This is a genomic window from Kribbella sp. NPDC048837 (assembly GCF_055586945.1).
This window is the reverse complement of the sequence record NZ_JBVJHF010000013.1, coordinates 14174-38957: the sequence shown is the minus strand read 5'-3', so window position 1 is coordinate 38957 and position 24784 is coordinate 14174. Positions and strand designations below refer to the sequence as shown.

Genomic DNA, 24784 nt, shown 5'->3' with positions numbered 1-24784 from the left:
TCTGCTCACGCTCGTTCTGTTCACACCACGAGCCTGGCTGGAGAGCGCGCGGAACTCAGGAGTCCTGCATCCCCCGCGATGGTGGGCCTAGGTCTACCCGGCGACGGGTTCGGCGGCGCGGGCGCGGAGGCGGCGGAGCATGCGGGCGTCCTCGAAGCCGACCACGCGGGCCGCCGCCTCGATCGTGGTGCCGTGACCGATCAGGTGTTCGGCCCGTTCGAGGCGGAGGAGTTGCTGGTAGCGCAGTGGGGTCAGCCCGGTCGCGGTGGTGAAGATCCGGGTCAGGGTGCGTTCACTGACGCCGACCTGCTGGGCGAGATCGCTCAGGAGCAGGCGGTCGGCGTACCGGGCGTCGATCAGGTCCTGCACGCGATGGGCGAGGTCGCTGAGGTGGCCGCGGTGCCGCAGCATCGCGCTCTCCTGCAGTTCGTCGCCGTTGCGCCGCGCGTAGACGACCATCTCCCGGGCGATCCGCGCCGCCGCCTCGGCACCACGCTCTACTGCGACCAGATGCAGTGCGAGGTCGATCCCGCTCGCGATCCCGGCGGACGTGATCACGCGGTCGTCCACGACGTACAGGACGTCGCGCACGATCGTCGCCTTCGGGTAGCGCGCCGCGAGCTCGTCGGTCAGGTCGTGGTGCGTGGTGTACCGGTGTCCGTCCAGCAGCCCGGCCGCGCCGAGCGCGTCGGCGCCGGAACACACACTCGCCACCGATCCCCCGGCCGCGTGGTGACTCCGCAACCGCCGCCGCGTCTCCGGCCCGATCGGCGGCACCGGCGACAACCGCGGCGACCGCCACCCCGGTACGACGATCAGGTCGTCCGGACCGAGCTCCGGCCACTCCAGCCGCGCCTTCACCGGCACCCCTTGGGCGGTGACGATCTCGTCGACCTCGGCCACATAGCTCAGCTGATAGCCGTAGCCGAGGTCGTTCGCGGTCGAGAACACCTGCGCCGGACCGGCCAGATCCAGCAGGTGCAACTTGGGCACCAGCAGGAAGACGACCCTGGTAGTCATGATCCAGTCAGGATGCCACGGGGACGGCGGTCAGCTCGTCGAGCGTCCGGATGGTGGCGAAGCGGCCGGCCAGGGCGTACTCGGTCCGCTCGGTGACGACGTCCGGGCTCAGCGTCCGCGGGTCGGCGAGGATCTCGTCGAGGGTCGCGTCCGCGGGCATCGTCCAGTGCGGCAGCGGGGTCGTCGCGGTCGCCTCGGTGACGAACACGACCTCGTAGCCGAGGTCCGACGCGACCCGGGCGGTGGTCTCGCAGCACTGCTCGGTGCGGATGCCGCTGATCACCAGGTCGGTGACGCCGTGCTGGGTCAGGAGCTGCTGCAGATTCGTTGTGGTGAAGGCGTTGTGGGACGTCTTGGTGATCAGCGGTTCACCGTCGATCGGCGCGAGACCCTCGATCAGCCGGACGTGGCCCTCCGCCGGGTCGAAGGCGCCGCCGGTGCCCGGCTCGGTGTGCAGGACCCAGACGACCAGGTCGCCGGCGTCCCGGGCCGCGCGGACCAGGCGGTCGACCCGCTCGGCGATGTCGGGGTGGTTCACGGCCTGCCAGTTCGGGCGGACCCGGAACGATTCCTGGACGTCGATCACGATCAGTGCGGTTCGGCTCATACCGCTCATCCTGCGGGCGGACGGCGTACCGGCAGTAGACCCGATCGGGGCCGGCACCGGACGGATCCGGTCATCCCGCGACACCACGGGAGAGATCGGACGAATTCACACTGTTCCGAACTGTTCCAAACACTGGTCTGCCACCCGGGCCAGTTCCACCGCTGGTACGAACGCTAGGTTGGCCGCCATGGGCGAACATCACGGCAAGCTCGAGATTCGCAAGGACCCGTTCGGCACCACGCCGGACGGACAGCAGGTCGACGTCTACACGTTCACCAACGGCCGGGTGACGATCTCGATGCTGACCTGGGGAGCCACCATCCAGCGGGTCGAGACGCCGGACCGGCGCGGCCGGACCGCGAACATCAGTCTCGGCTTCGACAACCTGCCCGACTACGCGGCGCTCAGCCCGTACTTCGGTGCCACCATCGGCCGCTTCGGCAACCGGATCGCGAAGGGCCGGTTCACGCTCGACGGGACGACGTACCAGATCCCGGTCAACGACGGCGAGAACGCGTTGCACGGCGGCACGATCGGCTTCGACAAGAACGTGTGGACGGCGGTCGTCGTCCACACCGACGAGGCCGTCGGCGTCGCCTTCACCTACGTCAGCCCGGACGGCGAGATGGGCTTCCCCGGTGAGCTGACCAGCACGGTGACCTACACGCTCGACCGGCGGGACAACCTGCGGATCGACTACCACGCGACCGTCACGGGCAAGCCGACCGTCGTCAACCTGACCAACCACGTGTACTTCAACCTGCTCGGCGAGGGCAACGGGACCATCTACGACCACGTGCTGGAGCTGAACGCGCCGAAGTACACCCCGGTCGACGCCGGCCTGATCCCGACCGGCGAGCTCGCGCCGACCGCTGGTACGCCGTTCGACTTCAGCGAGCCGACCGCGATCGGGGCGAGGCTCCGGCACGACCACCCGCAGCTGATCGCCGGCCGCGGCTACGACCACAACTTCGTCCTCGGCGGTCAGCCGGACGACGACGGCCTCCGCTTCGCCGGCCGCTTCACCGAGCCCGAGCACGGCCGCACGGTCACCGTGCGCACCGACCAGCCCGGCGCCCAGTTCTACAGCGGCAACTTCCTCGACGGCACGTTCCTCGGCATCGGCAACAAGGCCTACCGCCAGGGCGACGCCTTCGCCTTCGAGACCCAGCACTTCCCCGACTCCCCGAACCAGCCCGACTTCCCGTCAACGGTCCTGCGCCCGGGCGAGACGTACGAATCCACCACCGTCTACACCTTCGGCACCAAGTAGCCCCGGCTCACGCAGAGAGGTGGTCCCGTCACCGACGGGGCCACCTCTTGCCGTTCCGGGCCGACGCATTGCCTGCGCGGAGCAACGAGCGCAGGGTGGCGGTAGAGGGCGGGTGACAGGTTGTGGCGGTGCCGACGATCGAACCGGCCCGCGGACCGGGGCCGTGGGCGCTGTGTGCGACCGTCGTGGCGGGGTTCGGCACGCTGGTCGTCTCGGTCGCGCTCGCGCTGGCGGGCGACGAACTGGTCCGGCCGGGCCTGCAGGCACTGCTCTTCAACTGGATCACCATCCCGTACCTGATCAGCGGGACCCTCGCCTGGTGGCGCCGGCCGGCGAGCCGGCTCGGTCCGCTGATGATCGCCACCGGCTTCGTGATGGCCTTGACCGCCCTGCAGTGGTCGACCGTGCCCGTGCTGCTCTCGATCGGTCATCTGCTCGACCTGCTGCCGGCCGCGATGTTCCTGCACGTGTTCCTCGCCTATCCGACCGGACGGGTGACAGGACGGCTCCGCCGCCTCGTCGTCGGCTGCGGTTACGCGACGGCGCTGGTCCTGCAGCTCGCGAAGATCCTGCTCGGGATCAACCCGGACAGCATCTTCACCGTCACGACGCGACCGGTCCTGGCCGGCCGGATCGAGCAGCTCGAGCTGATCACGATGAGCGTGCTGCTGCTCGCCGGCGCCGCCCTGCTGCTGGTACGGCGACCGTCCGCGAGCCTCGTCCGCCGGCGGCCGGTGGCATTGCTCGTGGACAGCTTCGGGCTCGCACTGATCATGCTCGCGATCCTGTTCATCGCGGGTCTGCGGGGCTGGCCGCAGATCGAGACCGTTCGCCACGTCACGTTCGCGGCGCTGGGACTCGCGCCCGTCGTGTTCCTGCTCGGCCTGCTGGACGCCCGGCTGGCCCGCACCGATGTCGGCGCGCTGCTGATGGACCTGCGCGCCCACCCGGCCGGCGACCTGCGCGAGCCGCTGGCGCGGGCCCTGCACGATCCCTCGCTGACCATTGCCTTCTGGTTGCCGAAGTACGGCAGCTGGGCCGACTCCGAGGGACATGCCGTCACCCTGCCCGGCGTGGCCGCCGGGCGGGCGACGCGGGTCATCTATCGCGATGACGAACCCGTCGTCGCCCTCGAGTTCGACCGGTCCCTGGAAGACGAGCGCGAGTTGCTGGACGCGGTCGCGGCGGCGGCCGGCATCGCCTTGGAGAACAGCCGCCTGCAGGCGGAGCTGCGGGCCAGGCTGCACGAGCTGCAGGGGTCGCGGGCGCGGGTCATCGACGCCGAGCAGCAGGAACGGAAGCGGCTCGAACGCAACCTGCACGACGGTGCACAGCAGCGACTGGTCGCGCTGGCGCTCGAACTCGGACTGATCGCCGGCCGGTCCGCCGACGACGCCGACACGAAGGCGCGCCTGATGCGGGCCAAGCTGCAGGTCACCACCTCGCTGGACGAGCTCCGGGACGTTGCGCGCGGCATCCATCCCGCGGTCCTGACGGGTCACGGCCTGGGAGTCGCGCTGGAGTCCCTCGCCGCCGAGGCTGTCGTCCCGGTCACGCTGGAGGTCGCGGCCGGCGGAAGGCTGCCCGAGCACGTCGAGGTCGCCGCCTACTACGTGGTCAGCGAGAGCCTGACGAACATCGCCAAGCACGCCCATGCGAGTACGGCGTCCGTCCGCGTCACGCGGCCCGCCGGCCAACTCGTCGTCGAGGTTCTCGACGACGGCGTCGGCGGCGCGGATACCGAGCGCGGGTCGGGCCTGCGCGGTCTCGCCGACCGGGTCGAGGCGATCGGTGGCCGACTGCGGATCTGGAGTCCCGCCGGCGGCGGTACCCGGCTCGAGGCGGAGATCCCATGCGCGTAGCCATCGCCGAGGACAGCGTGCTGCTGCGCGAGGGACTGACCAGGATCCTCGGCGACGCCGGCTTCGAGGTGGTCGCGGCGTACGACAATGCCGACGACCTGTTGCGCTACGTCCGCGGCTTCCCGCCGGACATCGCGATCCTCGACATCCGGCTGCCACCGACCCACAACGACGAAGGCATGCGCGCCGCGCTGAGCATCCGCGAGCAGCATCCCGGCGTCGGGGTGCTCGTGCTGTCGCAGTACCTCGAGCTCGGCCTGGCGATGCAACTGCTGTCCGAATCGGCCGAAGGCGTCGGCTACCTGCTGAAGGACCGGATCAGCGACGTCGAGGACTTCACCGGCGCGGTACGGCGGGTGGCCGGTGGCGGCTCGGCCATCGATCCGAAGATCGTCTCCACCTTGCTGCAACGACGGCGCAGTGACGACCCACTGGCCGTGCTGACGCCACGCGAACGTCAGGTCATGGAACTGATGGCGACCGGCGCCTCCAACCAGGGCATCGCGGACGACCTGGTGGTCACGTTGCGGGCCGCGGAGAAGTACGTCTCCGGCATCTTCACCAAGCTCGGCATCCCGTCCACCCGCAGCGAGTCCCGCCGGGTGCTCGCCGTCCTGCTGTACCTGCGCGCCTGACGGGACACCAGAAACCCGAACCCCTCCTTCACCGGTGACCCGGTCTGCCGAACGCGCCCGGCGGCGCGAGCCTCGAGGTAGACCCCTGGAGGCACCGTGAAGACCCGCATCATCCAGAACCAGCCTGACGACGACGGCACACCGCCACCGGCCAGGCAGCCCGCACCCGCCGAAAAGCGCAATCACTCGTCCGCAAGGAGATCCGTCATGTCGTTCATCCGCAACCACCCCGTGCTCAGCTTCTTCATACTGGCTTACGTCCTCGCCTGGGGAGGCGTCCCGTTCGGGAGCTTCTTCGCCCCCGGCGCCCTGGTCGCCGCCCTCGTCATCGTCTTCCTGACCGAGGGGCTCGCCGGTCTGCGAGCCCTCGGCGCCCGGGTGATCCGCTGGCGGGTCCGCTGGATCTGGTACGTCGTCGCGATCGCCGTACCGCTCGCCGTCCACCTCGTCACGATCTCGCTCAACCAGGCGCTGGGAGCGCCGGCGCCGAACACCGGGCAGTTCACGCCCTGGTACGGCCTGGCGATGGTCGTCGGCATGATCATGGTCGACCCGACCGGCGGCCCGTTCAACGAAGAGCCGAGCTTCCGCGGCTACGCGCAGCCGAAGCTCCAGGCCACCCGCACTCCGCTCGCCGCGACCGCGATCCTGGCCGTGGCGATCACCGGTTGGCACGCACCGCTGTTCTTCATTTCCTCATTCGGCCTGCAGCCCTTCGAGGCGCTGACCACGGTCGCGGTCACCTTCTGGTACGCGTGGCTGTTCAACCACGCCGCCGGCAGCGTGCTCATCACCCTGATCGCGCACGCCACCGAAGGCAGCATCAACACCAGCGAACTCTGGCCGGCCGGCGCCGACCTGACCCGCGAGACCTGGCTGTACGTCGGTGTGTGGTGGGCGTTCGCCGCCGTTTTGCTCATCGGCAGCCGCCGCTTCTGGACCAGTCCCGCACCGGCCGAAGCCGTCGACCCGCGCAACCCGACCCACGTCTCGGAGGCTGTCTCATGACCACCACGATCCCTACTCCCGCAGTACGCCGCTCGTGGAGTGGCTGGCGCACCCTGCTGGTCGTCGCGGGATCCATTGCCGGCCTGGTCAGCGTCGTCCTGTTCGCGATCGGCGGCTTCGGGCTCTGGGCGCAGCAGCAACGCGACGGCAACGGCTACTTCACCGCGGGACCGGAGCGGGTCAGCACCAGCACGTCCGCGGTGGTCTCACCGTCGCTCGACATCGGCGCCACCGGGCCGGACGCGTTCTACACCGACGATTTCCTCGGTGAGGTCCGGGTCGACTTCACCTCCACCTCCGGCGCGCCGGTCTTCATCGGGATCGGGCCGGCCGCCGACGTCGCGGCGTACCTGAACAGTGTCAGCCACGAGGAGGTCGCGGACTTCGATGTAGGTCCCTTCAAGCTCTCCACGACGGCCCGCGCCGGCGACGAGCCTGCCGCCGCACCCGCCTCCCAGTCGTTCTGGGTCGCCTCCGCCACCGGCACCGGACCCAGCACGCTCACCTGGACCGCCAGGAGCGGCGACTGGTCCGTGGTGATCATGAACGCCGACGGATCGCCGAACGTCGCCACCGAGCTGAGCATGGGCGGAACCGTCCCCGTCGTCGAAGGCATCACCATCGGCTCCCTCGTCGGCGCCGTCCTGATGCTGCTCGTCGCCGCCGCCCTCATCGTCCCGGCGTTCGCCACCCGGCGCGACGCGCTGGACCGTGAGCGAAGGGTTACCTAAGTCGCTTAGGGTCGGGGTATGCCGGAGCCGGTGTTGCAGATTCCGTTCGAGGACGCTTTTCGGTTCGATCCCTCGCCGACGTTCGCCGAGCTCCGGGAGAACCGGCCGGTGGCGCGCGTGCGGACGCTGGCGGGGGCCGAGGTCTGGCTGGTGACGCGGTACGACGACGTGAAGCTGGTGCTCGCGGATCCGCGGTTCTCGCGGGCGGCCGTGGTCAAGCAGGGGGCACCGCGGGTCGCGCTGGCCAAGCCGATGCCGAACAGCCTGACCACCACCGACCCGCCGGAGCACACCCGGTTGCGCAGGCTCGTCGTACCGACGTTCGCGCACCGGAAGATCGAGCGGACCCGGCCGTGGGTGGCCGAGCTGTCGGCGCGGCTGGCCGAGGACGTCGCGGCCGCCGGCGACGGTGCCGACCTCCGGCAGCTGGTCGCGTTGCCCTTGCCGATCCAGGTGATCTGCCAGCTGCTCGGCGTACCGTACGAGGACCGTGAGCAGTTCCGCGAGTGGACCGAGCTCGGGTACAGCATGAAGATGGCCGAGAAGGACCTGGTCGAGGACGCGATGACCAGCCTGACGGCGTACATCGAGGACCTGGTCACGAAGAAGCTGGCGAACACCGACCAGCCGGCCGAGGACCTGCTCGACGAGCTCGTCCGGGCCCGCGAGGAAGGTGACCGGCTCAGCCAGGAGGAGCTGATCGCGTTCGGGGTGAACCTGCTCGTCGCCGGCCACGAGACCTCGGCGAACCAGATCTCGAGCTGCGTCGCGACATTGCTGCGTTGGCCGGAGAACTGGGCCAAGCTCGTCGGCAACCCCGGCCTCGTGCCGTCGGCGATCGAGGAGCTGCTGCGCTTCAACCGCTTCAGCGAGGTCGGCCAGCTCCGCGTCGCGGTCGAGGACGTCGAGCTGCACGGCGTACGGATCAAGGCCGGCGAGGGCGTGATGGCGGCGCTCAACTCGGCGAACCGGGACCCTCGCGCGTACGACGCTCCCGACGAGCTGCGGCTGGACCGGCCGGACAACAAGCACCTGTCGTTCGGCTTCGGCCCGCACTTCTGCCTCGGTGCCCAGCTGGCCCGCATCGAGTTGCAGGAGTCATTGCTGGCCCTGGTACGGCGCTTCCCGCGGATGAGCCTGGCGAAGCCGGCCGAGGAACTCGAGTGGCGGCGCGTGCTGGTCAGCGGACTCGCGGAACTGCCGGTGAACCTCGGCCCCGAAGGCTGAGGTCCACCGGCGGCTCGCTCAGTTCTGCGAGGTGAACACCAGGCCGTGCTCGGCCTCGTACTGCTCGATGAAGCGCGCGGCCATCGGCTCGCTCGACGCGATCGCGTCGGCCAGCTTCTTCGCCGTCCGCTCGTGGCCCTCCGGCCAGTCGGACAGCAACGCCCACGCGCGCATCCGCTTCTTCTCCAGCGCGGTCGGCTCCGGCTGGTCGTCCGCCGGCTCGTCCTTCGGAGCGGCCGGCTCGGGCACGACGGGCTCGACCGGCGGCGTGGTGATGAGCGCCGGCGGCTGGGTGTCCGTCGCGTCCGCGAACGGCGACGGCGGCTGCGGCTTCTGCACGACCGGCTCGGCCTTCGGCTGCGGAGCCAGTGGCTTGAGCTTGGCCGCCCCGTTGCGCTGGGCCCCGTTCGTCGTGGCGGCACCGTTGCTCTGGGCGCCGTTCGACTGGACGACGTGCTGCGGCTCGCTCTCGTCCTCGACCACGACCGCCTCGGCGACCGACTCGTCGGTGCTGTTGATCGGCTGGTAGTCGACCGCCATCAGCTCACCGGTCCAGGCGTCCTCGTCGCGCAGCGACAGGCCACCGTCGGTCCGGATCTGCTGCGGCTTCCCGCCCTCGAGCACCCAGACCGCCGCGCGCAGGTCGCCGCGCTCCTCGATCTCCGCGGGCTCCGGGGGCGGTGAGATCGCCTTGGTCAGCTTGTTGGTGATGACCTCGTAGTTGATCCGCTCCTCGAGCATCCCGGCCAGCCGGTCCGGGTCGTACGTCGTCTCGGCGATCTTCGCCAGCCGCTCGTCCTGGTGCTCGGACCGGATGTACTCGGCAACGGTCCCGGCGATCGCCTCGCGGCGGCTCCGGTTCCGGATCTGGTGCTGGGCCGCGCGGAGGCTCTCGTACAGGCCGTAGCCGTGCTCGATCGCCAGCGACCGGGCCAGCCAGGTCACCCGCGGCTCGCGGGCCCACTGGATGACGCCGTACACCGGGCCGGTCTCGCGCATCTGCCCCGCCCGGCGCAGCGCGTCGCGGCGGCGGGCCGAGCTGTGGATCAGCCAGAGCACGTACGCGAACGCGGACAGGCCGCCGAAGCCGAAGGCCAGGAACCGCTCCTCCGGCCGCCAGTGACCGACCACGTTGAAGACGACCGCGACCAGGGCCGCGAAGAACGACATCGCGCGGTAGGCGTAGGCCTGCTCACCCTTGCGCCGGCGCAGGTCGGCGAGCGCGGCGGTGGCGACACCACCGAGCTCGAGCACGGCCACCGCGGGTGTCACGAGGAGGATCTTGAGGAACGTCGAGAAGCCGGTCTCCGGCCAGGGGATGTGGGTCACGCCGGCCCAGACCTGGCCGACAAGTGCGGCCGCGGCCGCAGTGGCGTAGAAGGCGTAGGCGACCTTGTCCGCACCGGTAAGGGGTACGTTCGCCAGTTCGCCAGTACTGGGATGGCTGGTGTTCTCCTGCAAGACGTGGTCTCCTGACCGGTTTGGGCTCTCCGGCAGTTTCGTCGGGAATGGTAGTACGGCGACCTCTCCCCCGAATGGGCGCTGCACGAGGCTACCGGTTTCCGGCCCCGATCGGGGAGGCGAATCCGGAAAACGTCTCGAACCTTCCCACTCCGCCCCGCCGTCACACCTACCAATTCGAACGCCCCATGGTCCCGCCGCCTGCTCCCCGCTGCGATCCCTGCCGCCCCGGCCGCTCCGGTCGCTGGTGAACGGCGTCTACGCGCGCACCTCCGAAACCCGTTGGGAAACAGGGCTTTCGGCACCGGATAACCTGGCGCGTCAGCTCGAGGAACCGATCGGACAATTGCCGGCCGGCGACCGCGCGGAGGAAAACCTGCTCCGCGACCTGGCAGCTGCTGTACGGAACAACCTCGCGCAGTACTCCGACGTCGGGATGGCGGCGGGCGACGAGTTGCTCTGATTCACAGGAAGGTCACAGGGAAACCGGAGGGTGTCCCAGGGCTGGGTGCACATGCTGGGGGCATGAGGTCGAGCTGGGGATTCGCGGCGCGCTCGTTGAGTGTGCGCGTCGCGGCGGCGATGGTGGCGCTGGTCGCGGTGGTGTGTGTCGTGATCAGCGTGCTGACGACGGCCGCGATCGGCTCCTACCTGACCAAGCAGCTGGACAGCAAGGTGGAGGCGTCGCAGGGCCGGGCGATCAACGGACTGGCCAAGGGGGGCGCCGGCCCGCCGCCGGATGCGCCGCACGGGCAGGACGCCGGCACGGTGACCGTCTACCTGACGCCGTCGGGTGCCAGCGGCAACGTCATCACCGCAGACGGCGTACTGGCGGGCCTCTCGGACGAGGCCGTCGCCGTGCTCGACGACGTACCGGTTGACGGGACGAACGACACCGTCGAGCTCCCGGGGCTCGGGGAGTACCGGGTGCACGCGTCGCAGTTCGGTGCGACCACGGTGGTCACCGGGCTGCCGACCAAGGACATCGACGACACGGTCAACAGCCTGATCGGCTGGGAGGTCCTCTTCGGCAGCGTCGGCGTACTGACCGCGGGCGGCGTGGCGGTCTTCGTCGTACGGCGTCAGTTGCGGCCACTGCGCCGGGTCGCGCAGACCGCCCGCGAAGTGGCCGGCCTCCGGCTGGACACGGGCGAGATCGGGATGACCGCACGGGTGCCGGAACAGCTCACCGACGAGCGCACCGAGGTCGGCCAGGTCGCGGTCGCCCTCAACACCCTGCTCGGCCACATGGAGAACGCCCTGGACGCCCGCCACCGCAGCGAGCAGCAGGTCCGCCAGTTCGTCGCCGATGCCTCCCACGAGCTCCGCACGCCCCTGACCACGATCCACGGCTACGCCCAACTGAGCCTCCGCCAGGACGACCCCGAGCTCTACACCCACGCCATGGGCAAGGTGATGGTCGAGACGACCCGGATGGCCTCGCTCGTCGAAGACCTCCTCCTGCTGGCCCGGCTGGATGCCGGCCGGCCGCTCGACCGCCGCCCGGTCGACCTCACCCGCCTGGCCCGCGACTCGGTCACCGACGCCCGGATCGTTGCGCCCAGCCACCAGTGGGAACTCAGCCTGCCGCCCGAACCGATCGTCGTCATCGGCGACGAACAACGCCTGCACCAGGTCGTCACCAACCTCCTGAGCAACGCCCGCCGCCACACGCCACCCGGCACGATCGTCACCGTCGCCGCCACCGTGGCAGATCACTCGGCCGTGCTCACCATCCACGACAACGGCCCGGGCATCCCCACCGACCTCCAACCGAACGTGTTCCAGCGCTTCACCCGAGCCGACACCTCCCGCACCCGCGACTCCGGCGGCGCCGGCCTGGGCCTGTCCCTGGCGCACTCGATCACCCACGCGCACCAGGGCACCCTCACCCTCACCTCAACGCCAGGCAACACCAATTTCACCCTCGCCCTACCCCACTGACACCGGGGTGACTCAGGCGGTCTAGACGCCCGCGGCGAGGGCCTTTTGGGCCTGGGCGGCGAGGGATTTGGCGCGGTTGTCGTCGGAGAGGCCGTCGGCTACGAGTACGGCGTACTTGAGGGTGAGGGTGTCGCCGACGGTGAACGGGAGTTCCTCGGAGAAGAAGGGGGCCGGGCAGACGGCGGCGAAGTCTTCGGAGCGGACGAACCACTCGGGTGGGTGGCGAACGTTGCCGGCGGCGTCGGCGACGATGATCGTCGATGCCGTGTCGGTCTCGTCCTGGCGGGCGGTGAAACCCATCCACGGCGCGCGTTGCCCGCGGAGCTCGTCGCGGCCCTTGCCCTGGGGAGCGAGGATCGTGCCGTTGGTGAACGAGCGCGGTCCGCGCCAGAACAGACCGCCGTACCCGGCGTTCGGGCGGCCGGCCGTGGTCGGGCTGCCGATCTGGATGGTGTCGCCGGAGACGTTCGTCATCGCGGTCTCGTAGACCAGCACCCAGCCGTCGTCGGCGAGCCGGACGGTGATCGTGCGCGACTCGTCGACGACGTGCCTGCCGTCCTGGGTGTGCCAGGACAGCTGGTGTGCGAACCGGACCTCGTCGTCGGCCACGTCGAGCGCGTCGACCCGATCGTGGTCCTGGGAACCGTTGTTGTCGAGCGGCTGGTACCCGTCCTGCTTCGTGTACGTCGGCCCGCCCCAGAAGTTGTCGTGCCCGAAGTGCGGCAACGACCACGACATGCCCTTGTGCCACAGGTGGTCCCACGGCCGGTACACGCTGACCAGGTCGCCGGTCAGCGTCCGCATCGGGTGGAAGTACGGTCGCGGCGACTCGTACTGCGGGTCGTCCGCGTTGTAGACATACGTGAACAGCTCTCCGCCGCCCGCCGTCACCTGGATCGATCGTCCGACAGCGTGGTTGCAGCCGAGGTTCTGTGTCATCGTTTCTCCTCTCGAGCTCGGTTCGTCCAGGGCGCCCCGAGCTCGCTGAACAACGCCAGCTCGTCCGAGGCCCGGTCGATCCAGTGCTCGACGTCGAGCACGACCGGATGCCGTTCGAGTCCCTCGTCCTCCCAGCGCACACACTCGGCCGGGATCTCGGCCGGGTCCGTCGCCGTCCGCACCGCGTCGACGACCCGGGTGAACCCACCCGTCGCCCCCAGCGGGCAGTACAGCGGTACGGCGGGATCCGCGCGATGTGCGAGCAGGTTCTCCAAGAGGTCGACCCGCCCGTGCTCGGTCGTCACCGCGTTGTGCTCGAGCGTGTCCGACGCATACCGCAGTACGGCGCGCCCTCCGAGCCGTGCACGATCACGGCCGGCTCGAGCTGCTCCGCGGCGCACAACGTGACCGCGACGAGGATCGTCGTACCGCGGCCGGTGACGATCCGGACCGTGGACGTGTCGTCGGACTCGATCGCGTTCGCCCGGTACAACTCGGACTCCACCGACCGTACGTCGTCCACCCCGGTCGACCCGTCCAGCAACAGTGCCGCCGCGGTCGCGTGGGCCAAGGGGTTCGTCACCGCACCGTCGACCACGGCCACCCCGTCGAGCGTCCGCCGGCCGGCCCACCGGGCTCGCTGGAAGTACCGCGCCGTCCGCAGCCACTTGCCCACGGCACTGATCCCGTGGATCTGGCCGAGCCGGCCGTCGGCAACCATCCCGGCCAGTGTCAGCGTGGCCTCGGACGCCTGCGCCTGGAAGCCGACCTGACAGGCCCGCCCGGTCTCCGCGACCACCGCGGACAACTGCTCGAACTCGGCCAGCGACGCGGTCGGCGGCTTCTCCAGCAGTACGTCGGCCCCCGCCCGCATCGCCAGCGCAGCCAGCGGTACGTGCGTCTGGATCGGCGTACTGATGATCACGACGTCGACCTCGGTCGCCGCGAGCAGTTCGTCCAGACCCGAGAAGGCCCGGACCTCGGGCGGGAGGTCCGCCGCGGGCCGTGGATCGGCGACGGCGACCAGCTCGGCCCGGCCGGTGGTCGCCAGCCGGGCCACGTTGCGAACGTGGGAGGCCCCGTGGCCGTGCACACCCGCCACGGCCACGCGGGGCCCCGTCATCGGCAATCAGTTGCCAATAGCAACACTATTTGAGCTCCCCGTTGACCTCGTCCAGGAACTGCTTGGCCGCCTTGTCGGGCGCGAGCCGGCCGAACAGCACGTCGGTGGTGTAGCGCTGGATGATCTTCTCCACCTGACCACCACCGACCGGCGGCGCGGGCGACGGCTCGCCGAGCTCCTTGCCGATGTCCTGGATGAACTTCGCGGACGCGGCGTCGGCCGGCTGCAGCTTCGGCGTCACCGCGGCACGGATCTCGGTGTTCGGCGGCACGCCCCGCTCGGCCAGCAGGATGCTTCCGGCGGCGCTGCTGTTGGCCAGGTAGTTGACGAACTCCGCCGCCTCCTTCTGGTGCTTGGTCCGGGACGAGATCGACCAGAACATCGAGCCCTTGTAGTAGGAGCCGTTCGTGCTCGCACTGCCGTCGGGGCTCGGGATCCGCAGCAGCTTCAGCTGCTGGCCGGACGCCTTGCTGAGGGCGTTCAGCTGGTTGCTCCAGACGAAGCTCATGGCCAGCTTGCCGGTCGCCATCGCGGACTGGTCGAGCGGTGCGTTCATGTCCTGCGCGGTGAACTCGGCCGACGGGATCGCCTTGGTGTCGCGCAGCTTGAGCACGTAGGTGAAGAAGTCGGTGGTCTTCTCGGGCGAGACGCCGAGCTTGCCGTCCTTGGTCCACAGCGATTCACCGTGCTGGCGGGCCCAGAGGTTCAGCGCGGCCTCGTTCAGGCCGGGTGCGCCCGTACCCCACGCCTTGCCGTTCATCTTGGTGGAGATCTCGGCGGCGATCCGGTCGAAGTCGTCCCAGGTCCACGAGGAGTCGTCCGGGATCGCGACGCCGGCGGCCTTGAAGACGGCCGGGTTCGCGATCACGGCGAACGAGTTGATCCCCGCGTTCAGACCGTACAGCCCGCCGTCGAACTCACCGGCGCCCAGCGTGTCCGCCTCGAACTTGGCGGTGTCCAGTCCCTGCGCCTTCTTGAGATCGAGCAGCGCGCCGCGGTCGGCGTACTCGCGCAGGTACTTCTCGTCCATCTGGATGATGTCCGGGGCGTCGTTCGCGGCGACCGTGGTGGCGAGCTTGTCCCAGTAGCCGGCCCACTCGCCGAACTCACCCTTGATCGTGACGTTCGGGTGGTCCTTCTGGTAGCCGTCGATCGCCTGCTGGGTGAGCTTGGTCCGGGTGTCCGATCCCCACCAGGTGAAGCGGAGCGTGACCGGGCCGTCGGCGGACGAACCACCACCGCCACCGCCGGAGTCACCGCCACAGGCGCTCGCGGCGAGCAGTGTGGTGGCGATCGCGACGGCGGCCAGGCCCCGCAGGCGCCGGCCCGCGGTGGGAGGGATGTGCGGCCTCATGATGTGCACCTTTCAGGGGGTTACTTGATGCCGGTGGTCGCGATGCCCTTGATCAGGAACCGCTGGCCGAGCAGGAAGGCGAGGAAAACCGGGACGAGGGAGACAACCGACATGGCGAACATCGACCCCCACGACGTACTCGAGGTCGCGTCGACGAACGACCGCAAGGCGACCGGCACCGTGTACATCTTCGGGTCGGTCAGGTAGATCAGCTGGCTGAAGAAGTCGTTCCAGGTCCAGATGAAGGTGAAGATCGCCGTGGTGGCCAGGGCCGGCACCATCAGCGGCAGGATCACCCGCAGGAAGATCCCGCCGCGGCCGCAGCCGTCGATCCGGGCGGCCTCGTCCAGCTCGCGCGGGATGCCGCGGATGAACTGCACCATCAGGAAGACGAAGAACGCGTCGGTGGCCAGCAGCTTCGGCACGATCAGCGGCAGGACCGTGTTGATCCAGCCCAGGTGCGAGAACAGGATGTACTGCGGCACGATCACCACGTGGATCGGCAGCATGATGCTGAGCAGCATGATCGCGAACCAGAGCTTCTTCCCGTGGAACTCCAGCCGGGCGAACGCGTACGCCGCCATCGAGCAGGACACCAGGTTGCCGAGGATCGCGCCGAACACGACCAGCGCGGAGTTCAGCAGGTAGCGGGTGAACGGTTCGGTCAGGGCGTTCCAGCCGACCCGGTAGTTCTCGATCCGCAGGTCCTTCACCAGGATCCCCGGGTCCCGGAAGATCTCGTTGCCCGGCCGCAGTGAGCTGACCACCATCCAGATCACCGGGTAGAGCATCACCAGCGCGGAGGCCGCGAGGACGACGTGGATCACGACCGGCCGGACGCGGGCCCAGCTGATCGTGGCGGACCGCCGCGCGGCCACCGTGCCTCGGAGCGTTTCAGTCGTCATAGAACACCCAGTACTTCGAGGCGAAGAAGTTCGCCGCGGTGAAGACCCCGATGATCACGAGCAGGAACCACGCCATCGCGGACGCGTAGCCCATGTCGAAATTCCCGAAGCCCCGGTCGTAGAGGTAGAGCGTGAAGAACATCGTCGAGTCCGACGGCCCGCCGCTGCCCCCGGAGACGACGAACGCCTGGGTGAACGACTGGAACGCGTGGATGATCTGCAGCACCAGGTTGAAGAAGATGATCGGCGTCAGCAGCGGCAGCGTGATGCTGAAGAACCGGCGCAGTACGCCGGCCCCGTCCACCGACGCGGCCTCGTAGTACATGGTCGGGATCTGCCGCAGGCCGGCCAGGAAGATCACCATCGGCGACCCGAACGTCCACACGTTCAGCACCACGAGCGTGCCCAGCGCCGTACTCGGGTCGGAGATCCAGCCCTTGCCGTCGATGCCGACCAGGCCGAGCACCTGGTTGAGCAGCCCCTCGGTGCCGAACACCTGCCGCCAGAGGATCGCGATCGCGACGCTCGAGCCGAGCAGCGAGGGCAGGTAGAAGACCGAGCGGTAGAAGGCCATGCCACGGACGCCGCGGTCGAGGACGACCGCCAGCAGCAGGGCGATCGCGAGTTGCAGCGGCACCGAGACGAACACGTAGGTGAAGGTCACCCGGAGCGAGTTGTGCAGCCGCTCGTCGGACAGCATCCGGGTGAAGTTCTCCAGCCCGATCCACTGCGGCGCCTGGATCAGGTTGTAGTCGGTGAACGACAGGTACAGCGAGGCCAGCATCGGGCCGATCGTGATCAGGAACAGTCCCAGCAACCACGGCGCGAGGAAGAGATAAGCGGCCAGATTGTCCTTCTTCTGACCGACCGGTTTCTTCCCCCGGAGGCTGCCGAGCTCGCCCAGCGCACTCATGGTTTCTTACCTCCGGAAAGGACAGGGCAGGACTCGGAAAGCGCTTGCCTTGGCCGGTCAAGTTAGTACGAGAAACCGGTTTATGCAAGGGCTCGCAGGCTCCCGGAGTGACCGGATGCGGACGGAGCGCGAGCTATTGACAGGACAAAGTCGCGCGGCGACAGTTCTGATCATTTGGCAACCGCTTACCGACCCTTCCGTGGAGGCCACCCGATGCTGCGCCGCACCTTCCTCGCCGGTTCGCTGACCACCCTCACCGTCGGGGCGCTGCACTCGACCGACGTCGCGGAGGCGACAGTGACTGCTGTGGACGAGGACTTCCTGACCCTGCTGACCAACGCCAACCAGACCCAGATCCCGCTGGTGCTCGCGAACTACCAGAACGCCTCCGACAGCATCCGCACGGTGGCGCGCAAGGCCCGCCGGCTCATCTCCGGGTACGTCTGGGGCCGGTCGTCGTACCACCACGACGCCTCGCTGCTGGCCCCGCTGCAGTGGCTGGTCGAGCAGCTGGCCGCGCGGCAGCACGACGACGGTACGTACGACGTCGGCAACCTGCACTCGCCGCCGGACAGCGCGTTCGCGATCCAGGACGTCTGCATGCTCTACGCCCTGCTCGACGCCGACGACCAGCCGGCCACCGCGGGCCACCGCGCGATCCTCGCGACGGTGATCAAGAAGGCCGGCCCCGCACTCGCGGCCGGCGGCGTGCACACGCCGAACCATCGCTGGGAGGTCTCGGCGGCGCTCGCGCGGGCGCACCACCTGTTCCCGGATCGCCGGTACGCCGCGCGGATCGACGACTGGCTCGACGAGGGCATCGACGCGACACCGGACGGGATCTACAGCGAGCGGAGTTCGACGTACGCGGCCGAGGTGACGAACCCGTGCCTGCTGACGATCGCCTGGCTGCGTGACAAGCCCGAACTGCTCGACTATGTTCGGCGCAACCTCGAGGTGACGCTGTACCTCCTCGAGCCGAACGGCGAGGTCGACACGACCGCGTCCCGGCGGCAGGACCAGAAGGGGATCCGGGACGTCTGGTGGTACCTGACCCAGTTCCGCGAGCTCGCCCTGCACACCGGTGACGGCCGGTTCACGACCGTTGCCAAGAGCATCGAACAGCGCGGCACCGGCGAGCTGGGCGACTTCCTCGCCGAGGTGCTCGAGCGGCCGGAGCTGGCGGCGGCACTGCCGGCAGCGCGACCCACACCGACCGACTTCGTGCAGCACTATCCCTCGCAGGCCTCGGCCCGGATCCGGCGCGGCGCGCGGACGGCGACGGTCTTCGGCGGGACCGACTTCCACGACATCCCCGTGATCTCGTCCGGGTTGTCGACCAACCCGACCTTCTTCAAACTCCGGCAGGGTGCGGCGATCCTCGACTCGGTCCGGCTGTCGCCACAGTTCTTCAGTACCGGCCATTTCCGCAGCGACGGGCTCCGGAAGACCGGGCCTAGCACGTTCAAGCTCGCCGACGAGGTCAAGGTCCCGTACCACCTGCCGTTGCCGAAGCGGTACCGGCGGGCGGACGGCCGGTACGCGCTCACCCTCGACGGCCGGTTCTACGCGTCGATGGACTTCCCGCACCGGCCGAAGCAGTACCGCTCGCTGCGGACCGAGGTCACGGTCGTCGAGGTCGGCGACGGGTTCGACCTGACGTTCGAGCTGGACGGCGACGAGACGGCGTACGCGATCGAGCTGTGCTTCCGGGCCGGCGGCACGCTGGCCGGCGTCGAGGCATTGGATGCTCCAGGCAACTATCAGCTGGTGTCCGGGACCGGCAGCTACACCGTCGGCTCCGACCGGATCGAGTTCGGCCCCGGCAACGGCGCCGCCCGGGTGCCGATGGACCCCGGCGAACGCTTCACCTACCTGAACGGCAGCCTGACCCCGGACGGCCTGCGCGTCTACCTCACCGGACGCACTCCCGGCCGACAGCTTCTGCGACTGCGGCCGTCGTAGTAATTCGCATTATCACTGCCATTTTTCTTGACGCACCGGCCGGCGTCAGGTTACCGTCGCACGATGCCGGACAAGGCCACCAGACTGACCCAGCGCGACGTCGCGCGGCTGGCGAACGTCAGTCAGACGACCGTTTCACTGGTGCTGAACAACCGGAGTGACGCGACCGCCCGGATCCCGGCCGAGACCCGGGACCGGGTGCTCAAGGTGATCCGCGAGACCGGCTACCAGGCGGATCCGCTGGCCCGCCGGATGCTCAAGCAGCGCAACCAGATCCTCGGCGTGTTCACGTACGAGTCGGTGTTCCCGAGCGCGAGCGGCGACTTCTACCATCCGTTCCTGGCCGGCATCGAGGACTGCGCGGAGCAGCTGGGCCTGGACCTGCTGCTGTTCACCAGCGCGCCGGTCACGTCCGGCCGGCGCCGGATCTTCCACGAGAACAACCGACTCCGGATCGCCGACGGCTGCCTCCTCCTCGGCCGCGACGTCCCCGCCGACGAACTGGCCCGCCTGATCGCCGAGGACTACCCCTTCGTGTCCGTAGGCCGCCGCAACAACGCCGGCGGCCCCGTCCCGTACGTCGGCGCCGACTACACCACCGCCACCCGCCAGATGGTCGATCGAGCCATGGCCCTGGGGCACCGCCATCTCGCGTACGCCGGACCTGGCGTCGGCGCGGAGTCCTCGGCCGATCGTCTCGTCGGCTACCACCGGGCCGCCGGTCCCAAAGCTCTCCACCTACCGGCCGGCGATCAACTGCTCGGCTCCCTCCTCGAACGCAAGATCACCGCGGTGTTCGTGGAGGAGCGGGCTGATGCGGCCGCCCTGGTGACCGCGGCAGCTGCGCGCGGGGTCGACGTACCTGGGGATCTCTCGGTGGTGGCGTTGGGTGATTCGACCCGGGCGGTGGCGAGTGACATCGACTTCACCGGTTTCCACGTGCCGCGGCGCGCGATGGGGCTGCAGGCCGTCGAGTTGCTGGAGGCCATCCTGAGCGGCACCGCCACCGAGCGCCAACTGCTCCTGCCCTGCGAACTGACCGACGGTTCCACCCTCACACCGCCCAGCAAAGGGATCTAGATGCATACGGATGTACTCGTCGTCGGCGGTGGGCTCGGCGGGGTTGCCGCGGCCCTGGCTGCGCTGCGTTCCGGTCGCTCGGTCGTCCTGACCGAGGAGTTCGACTGGCTCGGCGGACAGCTGACCAGCCAGGCCGTCCCGCCGGACGAGCACACCTGGGTCGAGCAGTTCGGCGTCACCGCGTCGTACCGGACGCTCCGGGACGGCATTCGCGAGTACTACCGCCGCTACTACCCGCTCACCGCCGCGTCCCGGGCGACGCCGCAGCTGAACCCGGGCGCCGGATATGTGTCGAAGCTCTGTCACGAGCCGCGGGTGGCCTTGGCCGTCCTGGAGGGCATGCTCGCGCCCTACCGGGCGAGCCGCCGGCTCGAGGTGCTCCAGCCGTACGTGCCTGTCGCCGCGGAGACGGACGGCGATCGGGTGACCGCGGTGACCGTGAAGCATCGGCACACGGACGAGCAGGTGACCGTCACCGCGCCGTACATCCTCGACGCGACCGAGACCGGGGAGCTGCTGCCGCTGACCGGGACGGAGTACGTCACCGGCTTCGAGGCGCAGAGCGAGACCGGCGAGCCGAGCGCTCCCGCCGAGGCGCAGCCGATGAACATGCAGGCGATCTCGTACTGCTTCGCGATCGATCACCTCGACGGCGATCACGTCGGGGACAAGCCGGCCAACTACGCCTTCTGGCGGAACTACCAGCCCTCGTTCTGGGGTGACCGGCTGCTGTCCTGGACCGCGCCGAACCCACGCACGCTCGAGAGCTCGCAGCGGACCTTCACCCCGAACCCGGACGACGATCCGCTCGCGGTGGTCGCGGACCAGCGGCTGACCGGCGGCGACACGAACCTGTGGACCTTCCGCCGGATCGCCGCCCGCCGGCACTTCGAGCCGGGCGCGTACGCCAGCGACATCTGCCTGGTGAACTGGCCGATGATCGACTACTTCGAGGGCCCGGTCATCGACGTACCCGATGCTGACAAGCACCTCGCGGCGGCGAAGGAGCTGTCGCAGTCCGTCTTCTACTGGCTGCAGACCGAGGCACCCCGGCCGGACGGCCGGGCCGGCTTCCCCGGGCTGCGGTTGCGCGGCGATCTGCTCGGATCCACGGACGGGCTGGCGCAGGCGCCGTACATCCGGGAGTCCCGGCGGATCAAGGCGGAGTACACGATCGTCGAGCAGGACCTGTCGGTCGCGGTGCGCGGCGACCGGGGCGCAGTCGAGTACGACGACAGCGTCGGGGTCGGCATGTACCGCATCGACCTGCACCCATCGACCGGCGGCGACAACTACATCGACGTGGCCAGCAGTCCGTTCCGGATCCCGCTCGGGGCGCTCATCCCGCAGCGCGTCGAGAACCTGCTGCCGGCGAACAAGAACCTCGGCACCACCCACATCACCAACGGCTGCTACCGCCTGCACCCCGTCGAGTGGAACATCGGCGAGTCCGCCGGCCTGCTCGCCGCCTTCTGCCTGGACCGCCACGTCAGCCCCCGGGTGGTGCGCAACACGCCGGCGCTACTGACCGAATTCCAGTCCAGACTGGTTGCCGATGGCGTCGAACTCGGCTGGCCGGAAGTCACCGGCTACTGACCCCGCGGCGCGTGGTGTGGTCTACTGCGCGAAAGGGGGTGCGTGCGAATGGCTACGGCGCGCGAGCTGGGCGAGGTCGAGATTGCCAACACCTCCGGTCGACCGGTGGTGGTGTTCGTCCACGGGCTCTGGTTGCTGGCCGGGAGTTGGCAACGGTGGCGGGAGAAGTTCGAGGCGGCCGGGTACGCGACCGTCACACCGGGGTGGCCGGACGATCCGGAGAGCGTGGGTGAGGCGCGGGCGAATCCCCAGGCGCTCGCGGGCAAGTCGGTCGGCGCGATCACCGAGTACTACGCGGACATGCTCACCCGGCTGGAGCGCAAGCCGGCGATCGTCGGGCACTCGTTCGGTGGGCTGATCACCCAGAAACTGGCCGGGATGGGACTCTGCGCAGTGGCGGTCCCGATCGATCCGGCGCCGGGTCGCGGCGTACTGCCGTTGCCGCTGTCGGCGCTGCGGGCGTCGTTCCCGGTCCTGCGGAACCCGGCGAACCGGCACAAGGCGCTGATGCTGACCTACCGGCAGTTCCGGTTCGCTTTCGTCAACGCCGTACCGGAGGACGAGGCGCGCAGCTTGTACGACGAGTTCCCGGTGCCGGGCGCCGGGTTGCCGCTGTTCCAGGCGGCCACCGCGAACTTCAACCCCGACAGCGAGACGTCGGTGGAGCGCGCCCACCCGGACCGTGGGCCGATGAAGTTCCTGTCCGGCGAGAAGGACAACACCGTGCCCTGGGCGCTCACGAACGCCGCCTACCAGAAGCAGCGCCGCAACCAGGCCGTCACCGAGATCGAGGAGCTGCCCGGTCGCGGGCATTCGCTCGTCATCGACTCGGGCTGGGAGCAGGTCGCCGACGCGGCGCTCGCGTTCATCCGCGAGCATCACACCTGAGACCGCATGGAAAGATAGTGGCGTGAGTTTCCACGCGGCCGTCTTCATCGCCACCAGCCTCGACGGGTACATCGCCCGCCCCGACGGATCGATCGACTGGCTCACCGAGCGCGGCGAGCAGGCGGGCGACACCGGGTACGACGAGTTCATGGCGTCGATCGACACCGTCGTACTGGGCCGGAACACCTACCAGCAGGTGCTCGGCTTCGACTTCTGGCCGTACGACGGCAAGCACGTCGAGGTCCTCAGCACCACACTCGATCCGGACGCCGACGAGCGCATCATCGTCCACCGCACCCTCGACGGCCTGGTCGAAACCCTCAACGACCGCGGCGCCCAACGCGTCTACACCGACGGCGGCGCCGTCATCCAGACCTTCCTCCGCGCCGGCCTCCTGAACGAACTCACCATCACCACCGCCCCCGTCCTCCTGGGCGCCGGCATCCCCCTCTTCGGCCACCTCCCCACCGACATCCCCCTCACCCACAACGCCACCCGAACCCTCAAAGCCGGCTTCACCCAATCCGACTACACCATCCACCGCTAGAAACCGCGGTCCAACTGTACGGAAGGACGGGTGGTAGTCGGGCTCCCGCGCCTGTCGCACGCTCAGCGCTTCCCGGTGAACCCGCGTACCCTCCACCACTACCCGTTCTTCGGTACGTCATTGCCCGACTACCGGCGGCGCCCAGCTACAGCGCAGCCTGGGGCAGGTGCCGGCCAGAGACCAACAGCGCGTCGTGATTCGTCTGCTCGCGCAGCGCCGCGAAATCGTCGACCAGCTGGACGGCCTCGGGCAGCGCCTTGGTCAGGTAGAGCGACGTACCGGACAACCAACGCCCCTCGACGTCCTTCACCTCGAAACGTACGACGGTCTTCCCGATGCGCACCCGGTGGTACGGCAACTCCTTGTGGTTGTAGATATCAGCCGCCCGCGCCGACTCCGTGAACCCCCGCTGGGCCAGCGCCGCCCGGATCTCCGCGGCCACCGCCGTCCGCACCTCCTGCGCACTGCCCGTGTTCGACGCATACTCCCCGGTCTGGTAGCCGCTGTACGTCTCGGGCTGAGCCACCGACTCCGTCAGATGCAGCACCGCCCGCAGCTCCTCAACGCGAGGCGCCGGCGCAAAGAACGCCTTCGCGTACCTGGCGAGATCAGCCTGATCAGACTGCAACGCCGCCAGCGGATCATCGTCCTCCGCATAGACGGCATCCGTCAGATCCTGATACTCCGCCGGCCACCGAAGCTGCAGCCCGACCAACCCGGCGATCAACCGAGGATTGGTGGAAACCGTACGGATCCCCGCAATCCGGAGCAGCAGCAGGAACGAGTTGATGAACCTCTTCACCTGCCGCGGATTAGCCGCCAGCCCCATGGTCGCCACATCGAACGCAATGCTCCCGAACTCATCAGGAAGCGCATCTTTAGGCGGCGCCCACCCCGGAACGAGCTCCTGCAAGAACAACTCCGGCTGGATATCCAGCCGCGGCACCCGGAAAGGCACCTGGACCATCTTCTCGATGAAGACATGCCCCGACGCATGCGGGTACTTCGCCGTCACCGCGCGTACGAGCACGTCGTAATCCAACGCCAGTACGAACACGAACCCCGGCACATCCAGCACCAGGTTGATCGCCTCGAGCAACGACACGACCTTGTCAGGCGAGCAGCGATCCAGGTCGTCGACCAGTACGACGATGCGCCGGTTCCCGAGCGCGCCGGCGATCGCCTTCAGATCCTGGTACGGGCGTACGTACGCCGAGTCGAGCGCGGCCGCATATCCCTCATCGGACTCAGCCGGGGCGAAAGCCGCTCCCGGATCCATCTTCAACGGCCCGACACTGATCGTGATGCTACGAACCACGGACGCCAGCGCCGAACGCACCTTTTCCGTCAGCTTCTTGTCGGAGAGCTCCGGCGTCGCGTTGTAGATGGCATTCAGCATGGGTACGACGATGTGATCGGCGCGTTCGTACCGCCAGGCGTCGAACATCACTGTCAGCACGCCGTCGTCCTTCGCCAGCTCAGAACGGATCGCATTCAGCAGCGAGGACTTCCCGCTCCCCCACGAGCCGTAGATCCCCACCGTGAACTGCGGCGGCGACCCACCGCGAACAGCAGAAGCAATCGCTTCCGCATAAGCCTGAAACCCCATCGACGGCTGCTCGCTCGGAGTATCCGCCACGATCGGCAACAAATCACCCGGCACGACCGATCCCCCCTCCCCATCCCCGCACACCATCCTCTCAACG

The 24784-nt window shown here is 69.1% G+C and carries 23 protein-coding genes; 13 read left to right on the top strand and 10 right to left on the bottom strand.

The window, feature by feature from the left end; genetic code table 11:
* Nucleotides 1-93 precede the first annotated feature (93 nt).
* Entirely contained in the window at nt 94-1020 is a 927-nt protein-coding gene (locus ACZ6O0_RS41135; protein WP_465770518.1) for a GlxA family transcriptional regulator, read from the bottom strand.
* 7 nt (nt 1021-1027) lie between these two features.
* Nucleotides 1028-1627, bottom strand: a complete 600-nt coding sequence (locus tag ACZ6O0_RS41130) for a cysteine hydrolase family protein (protein WP_465770517.1) — start codon at nt 1625-1627, stop codon at nt 1028-1030.
* A gap of 187 nt (nt 1628-1814) precedes the next feature.
* Here ACZ6O0_RS41130 and ACZ6O0_RS41125 point away from each other — a divergent pair, with 187 nt between their 5' ends.
* The 6 genes from ACZ6O0_RS41125 (at nt 1815) to ACZ6O0_RS41100 (ending at nt 8363) form a co-directional block, all read left to right on the top strand.
* The gene (locus ACZ6O0_RS41125) at nt 1815-2900 is read left to right on the top strand and encodes an aldose epimerase family protein (protein ID WP_465770516.1); all 1086 of its coding nucleotides are present in this window, start codon (nt 1815-1817) and stop codon (nt 2898-2900) included.
* Between the two features lie 128 nt (nt 2901-3028).
* Nucleotides 3029-4762 (top strand): sensor histidine kinase, encoded by a 1734-nt coding sequence (locus tag ACZ6O0_RS41120; protein WP_465770515.1) that lies wholly within the window; start codon nt 3029-3031, stop codon nt 4760-4762.
* A complete protein-coding gene (locus tag ACZ6O0_RS41115; RefSeq protein WP_465770514.1) occupies nt 4753-5397 on the top strand; it encodes a response regulator transcription factor in 645 nt (214 codons plus the stop codon). The genes ACZ6O0_RS41120 and ACZ6O0_RS41115 overlap by 10 nt, the downstream gene beginning before the upstream one ends.
* Nucleotides 5398-5604: 207 nt before the next feature.
* On the top strand, nt 5605-6405 hold the full coding sequence (locus tag ACZ6O0_RS41110; protein WP_465770513.1) for a CPBP family glutamic-type intramembrane protease: 801 nt from the start codon (nt 5605-5607) through the stop codon (nt 6403-6405).
* Nucleotides 6402-7136 carry a hypothetical protein gene (locus ACZ6O0_RS41105; protein ID WP_465770512.1) on the top strand — a complete coding sequence of 245 codons (735 nt, stop codon included), beginning with the start codon at nt 6402-6404 and terminating at the stop codon, nt 7134-7136. Before ACZ6O0_RS41110 ends, ACZ6O0_RS41105 begins: the two co-directional genes overlap by 4 nt.
* Nucleotides 7137-7154: 18 nt before the next feature.
* A complete protein-coding gene (locus ACZ6O0_RS41100; protein WP_465770511.1) occupies nt 7155-8363 on the top strand; it encodes a cytochrome P450 in 1209 nt (402 codons plus the stop codon).
* Between the two features lie 18 nt (nt 8364-8381).
* Here the strand turns inward: ACZ6O0_RS41100 and ACZ6O0_RS41095 are convergent, their stop codons facing one another.
* Nucleotides 8382-9824 carry a hypothetical protein gene (locus ACZ6O0_RS41095; RefSeq protein WP_465770510.1) on the bottom strand — a complete coding sequence of 481 codons (1443 nt, stop codon included), beginning with the start codon at nt 9822-9824 and terminating at the stop codon, nt 8382-8384.
* A gap of 247 nt (nt 9825-10071) precedes the next feature.
* Between ACZ6O0_RS41095 and ACZ6O0_RS41090 the strand changes: the two genes are divergently transcribed.
* Nucleotides 10072-10287, top strand: a complete 216-nt coding sequence (locus ACZ6O0_RS41090) for a hypothetical protein (RefSeq protein WP_465770509.1) — start codon at nt 10072-10074, stop codon at nt 10285-10287.
* 62 nt (nt 10288-10349) lie between these two features.
* Nucleotides 10350-11768 (top strand): sensor histidine kinase, encoded by a 1419-nt coding sequence (locus ACZ6O0_RS41085; protein ID WP_465770508.1) that lies wholly within the window; start codon nt 10350-10352, stop codon nt 11766-11768.
* Nucleotides 11769-11789: 21 nt separating this feature from the next.
* Here the strand turns inward: ACZ6O0_RS41085 and ACZ6O0_RS41080 are convergent, their stop codons facing one another.
* From ACZ6O0_RS41080 to ACZ6O0_RS41055, 6 genes are read right to left on the bottom strand one after another with little or no spacing between them, the layout of a single operon-like run.
* Nucleotides 11790-12707 (bottom strand): DUF6807 domain-containing protein, encoded by a 918-nt coding sequence (locus ACZ6O0_RS41080; protein ID WP_465770507.1) that lies wholly within the window; start codon nt 12705-12707, stop codon nt 11790-11792.
* Nucleotides 12704-13012, bottom strand: a complete 309-nt coding sequence (locus tag ACZ6O0_RS41075; protein ID WP_465770506.1) for a hypothetical protein — start codon at nt 13010-13012, stop codon at nt 12704-12706. The genes ACZ6O0_RS41080 and ACZ6O0_RS41075 overlap by 4 nt, the downstream gene beginning before the upstream one ends.
* On the bottom strand, nt 13009-13830 hold the full coding sequence (locus tag ACZ6O0_RS41070; protein ID WP_465770505.1) for a Gfo/Idh/MocA family protein: 822 nt from the start codon (nt 13828-13830) through the stop codon (nt 13009-13011). Before ACZ6O0_RS41070 ends, ACZ6O0_RS41075 begins: the two co-directional genes overlap by 4 nt.
* 25 nt (nt 13831-13855) lie before the next feature.
* Nucleotides 13856-15184 carry an ABC transporter substrate-binding protein gene (locus ACZ6O0_RS41065; RefSeq protein ID WP_465770504.1) on the bottom strand — a complete coding sequence of 443 codons (1329 nt, stop codon included), beginning with the start codon at nt 15182-15184 and terminating at the stop codon, nt 13856-13858.
* A gap of 20 nt (nt 15185-15204) precedes the next feature.
* The gene (locus tag ACZ6O0_RS41060; RefSeq protein ID WP_465770503.1) at nt 15205-16089 is read right to left on the bottom strand and encodes a carbohydrate ABC transporter permease; all 885 of its coding nucleotides are present in this window, start codon (nt 16087-16089) and stop codon (nt 15205-15207) included.
* Nucleotides 16079-17002: a carbohydrate ABC transporter permease gene (locus tag ACZ6O0_RS41055; protein ID WP_465770502.1), complete on the bottom strand. Its 924-nt coding sequence runs from the start codon at nt 17000-17002 to the stop codon at nt 16079-16081. Before ACZ6O0_RS41055 ends, ACZ6O0_RS41060 begins: the two co-directional genes overlap by 11 nt.
* A gap of 213 nt (nt 17003-17215) precedes the next feature.
* Between ACZ6O0_RS41055 and ACZ6O0_RS41050 the strand changes: the two genes are divergently transcribed.
* The 5 genes from ACZ6O0_RS41050 to ACZ6O0_RS41030 all read left to right on the top strand — a co-directional run bounded on the left by ACZ6O0_RS41050 (nt 17216) and on the right by ACZ6O0_RS41030 (nt 23078).
* Nucleotides 17216-18967 carry a hypothetical protein gene (locus tag ACZ6O0_RS41050; protein WP_465770501.1) on the top strand — a complete coding sequence of 584 codons (1752 nt, stop codon included), beginning with the start codon at nt 17216-17218 and terminating at the stop codon, nt 18965-18967.
* Between the two features lie 63 nt (nt 18968-19030).
* On the top strand, nt 19031-20047 hold the full coding sequence (locus ACZ6O0_RS41045; protein ID WP_465770500.1) for a LacI family DNA-binding transcriptional regulator: 1017 nt from the start codon (nt 19031-19033) through the stop codon (nt 20045-20047).
* Nucleotides 20048-21643, top strand: coding sequence for an FAD-dependent oxidoreductase (locus ACZ6O0_RS41040; RefSeq protein ID WP_465770499.1), 1596 nt, complete (start codon nt 20048-20050; stop codon nt 21641-21643). It begins immediately after the preceding gene.
* 48 nt (nt 21644-21691) lie between these two features.
* Nucleotides 21692-22531: an alpha/beta hydrolase gene (locus tag ACZ6O0_RS41035; RefSeq protein WP_465770498.1), complete on the top strand. Its 840-nt coding sequence runs from the start codon at nt 21692-21694 to the stop codon at nt 22529-22531.
* 22 nt (nt 22532-22553) lie between these two features.
* A complete protein-coding gene (locus ACZ6O0_RS41030) occupies nt 22554-23078 on the top strand; it encodes a dihydrofolate reductase family protein (RefSeq protein ID WP_465770497.1) in 525 nt (174 codons plus the stop codon).
* Between the two features lie 145 nt (nt 23079-23223).
* On the opposite strand, the gene ACZ6O0_RS41025 is transcribed toward ACZ6O0_RS41030, so the two are convergent.
* On the bottom strand, nt 23224-24687 hold the full coding sequence (locus ACZ6O0_RS41025; protein ID WP_465770496.1) for a KAP family P-loop NTPase fold protein: 1464 nt from the start codon (nt 24685-24687) through the stop codon (nt 23224-23226).
* Between the last annotated feature and the right edge of the window lie 97 nt (nt 24688-24784).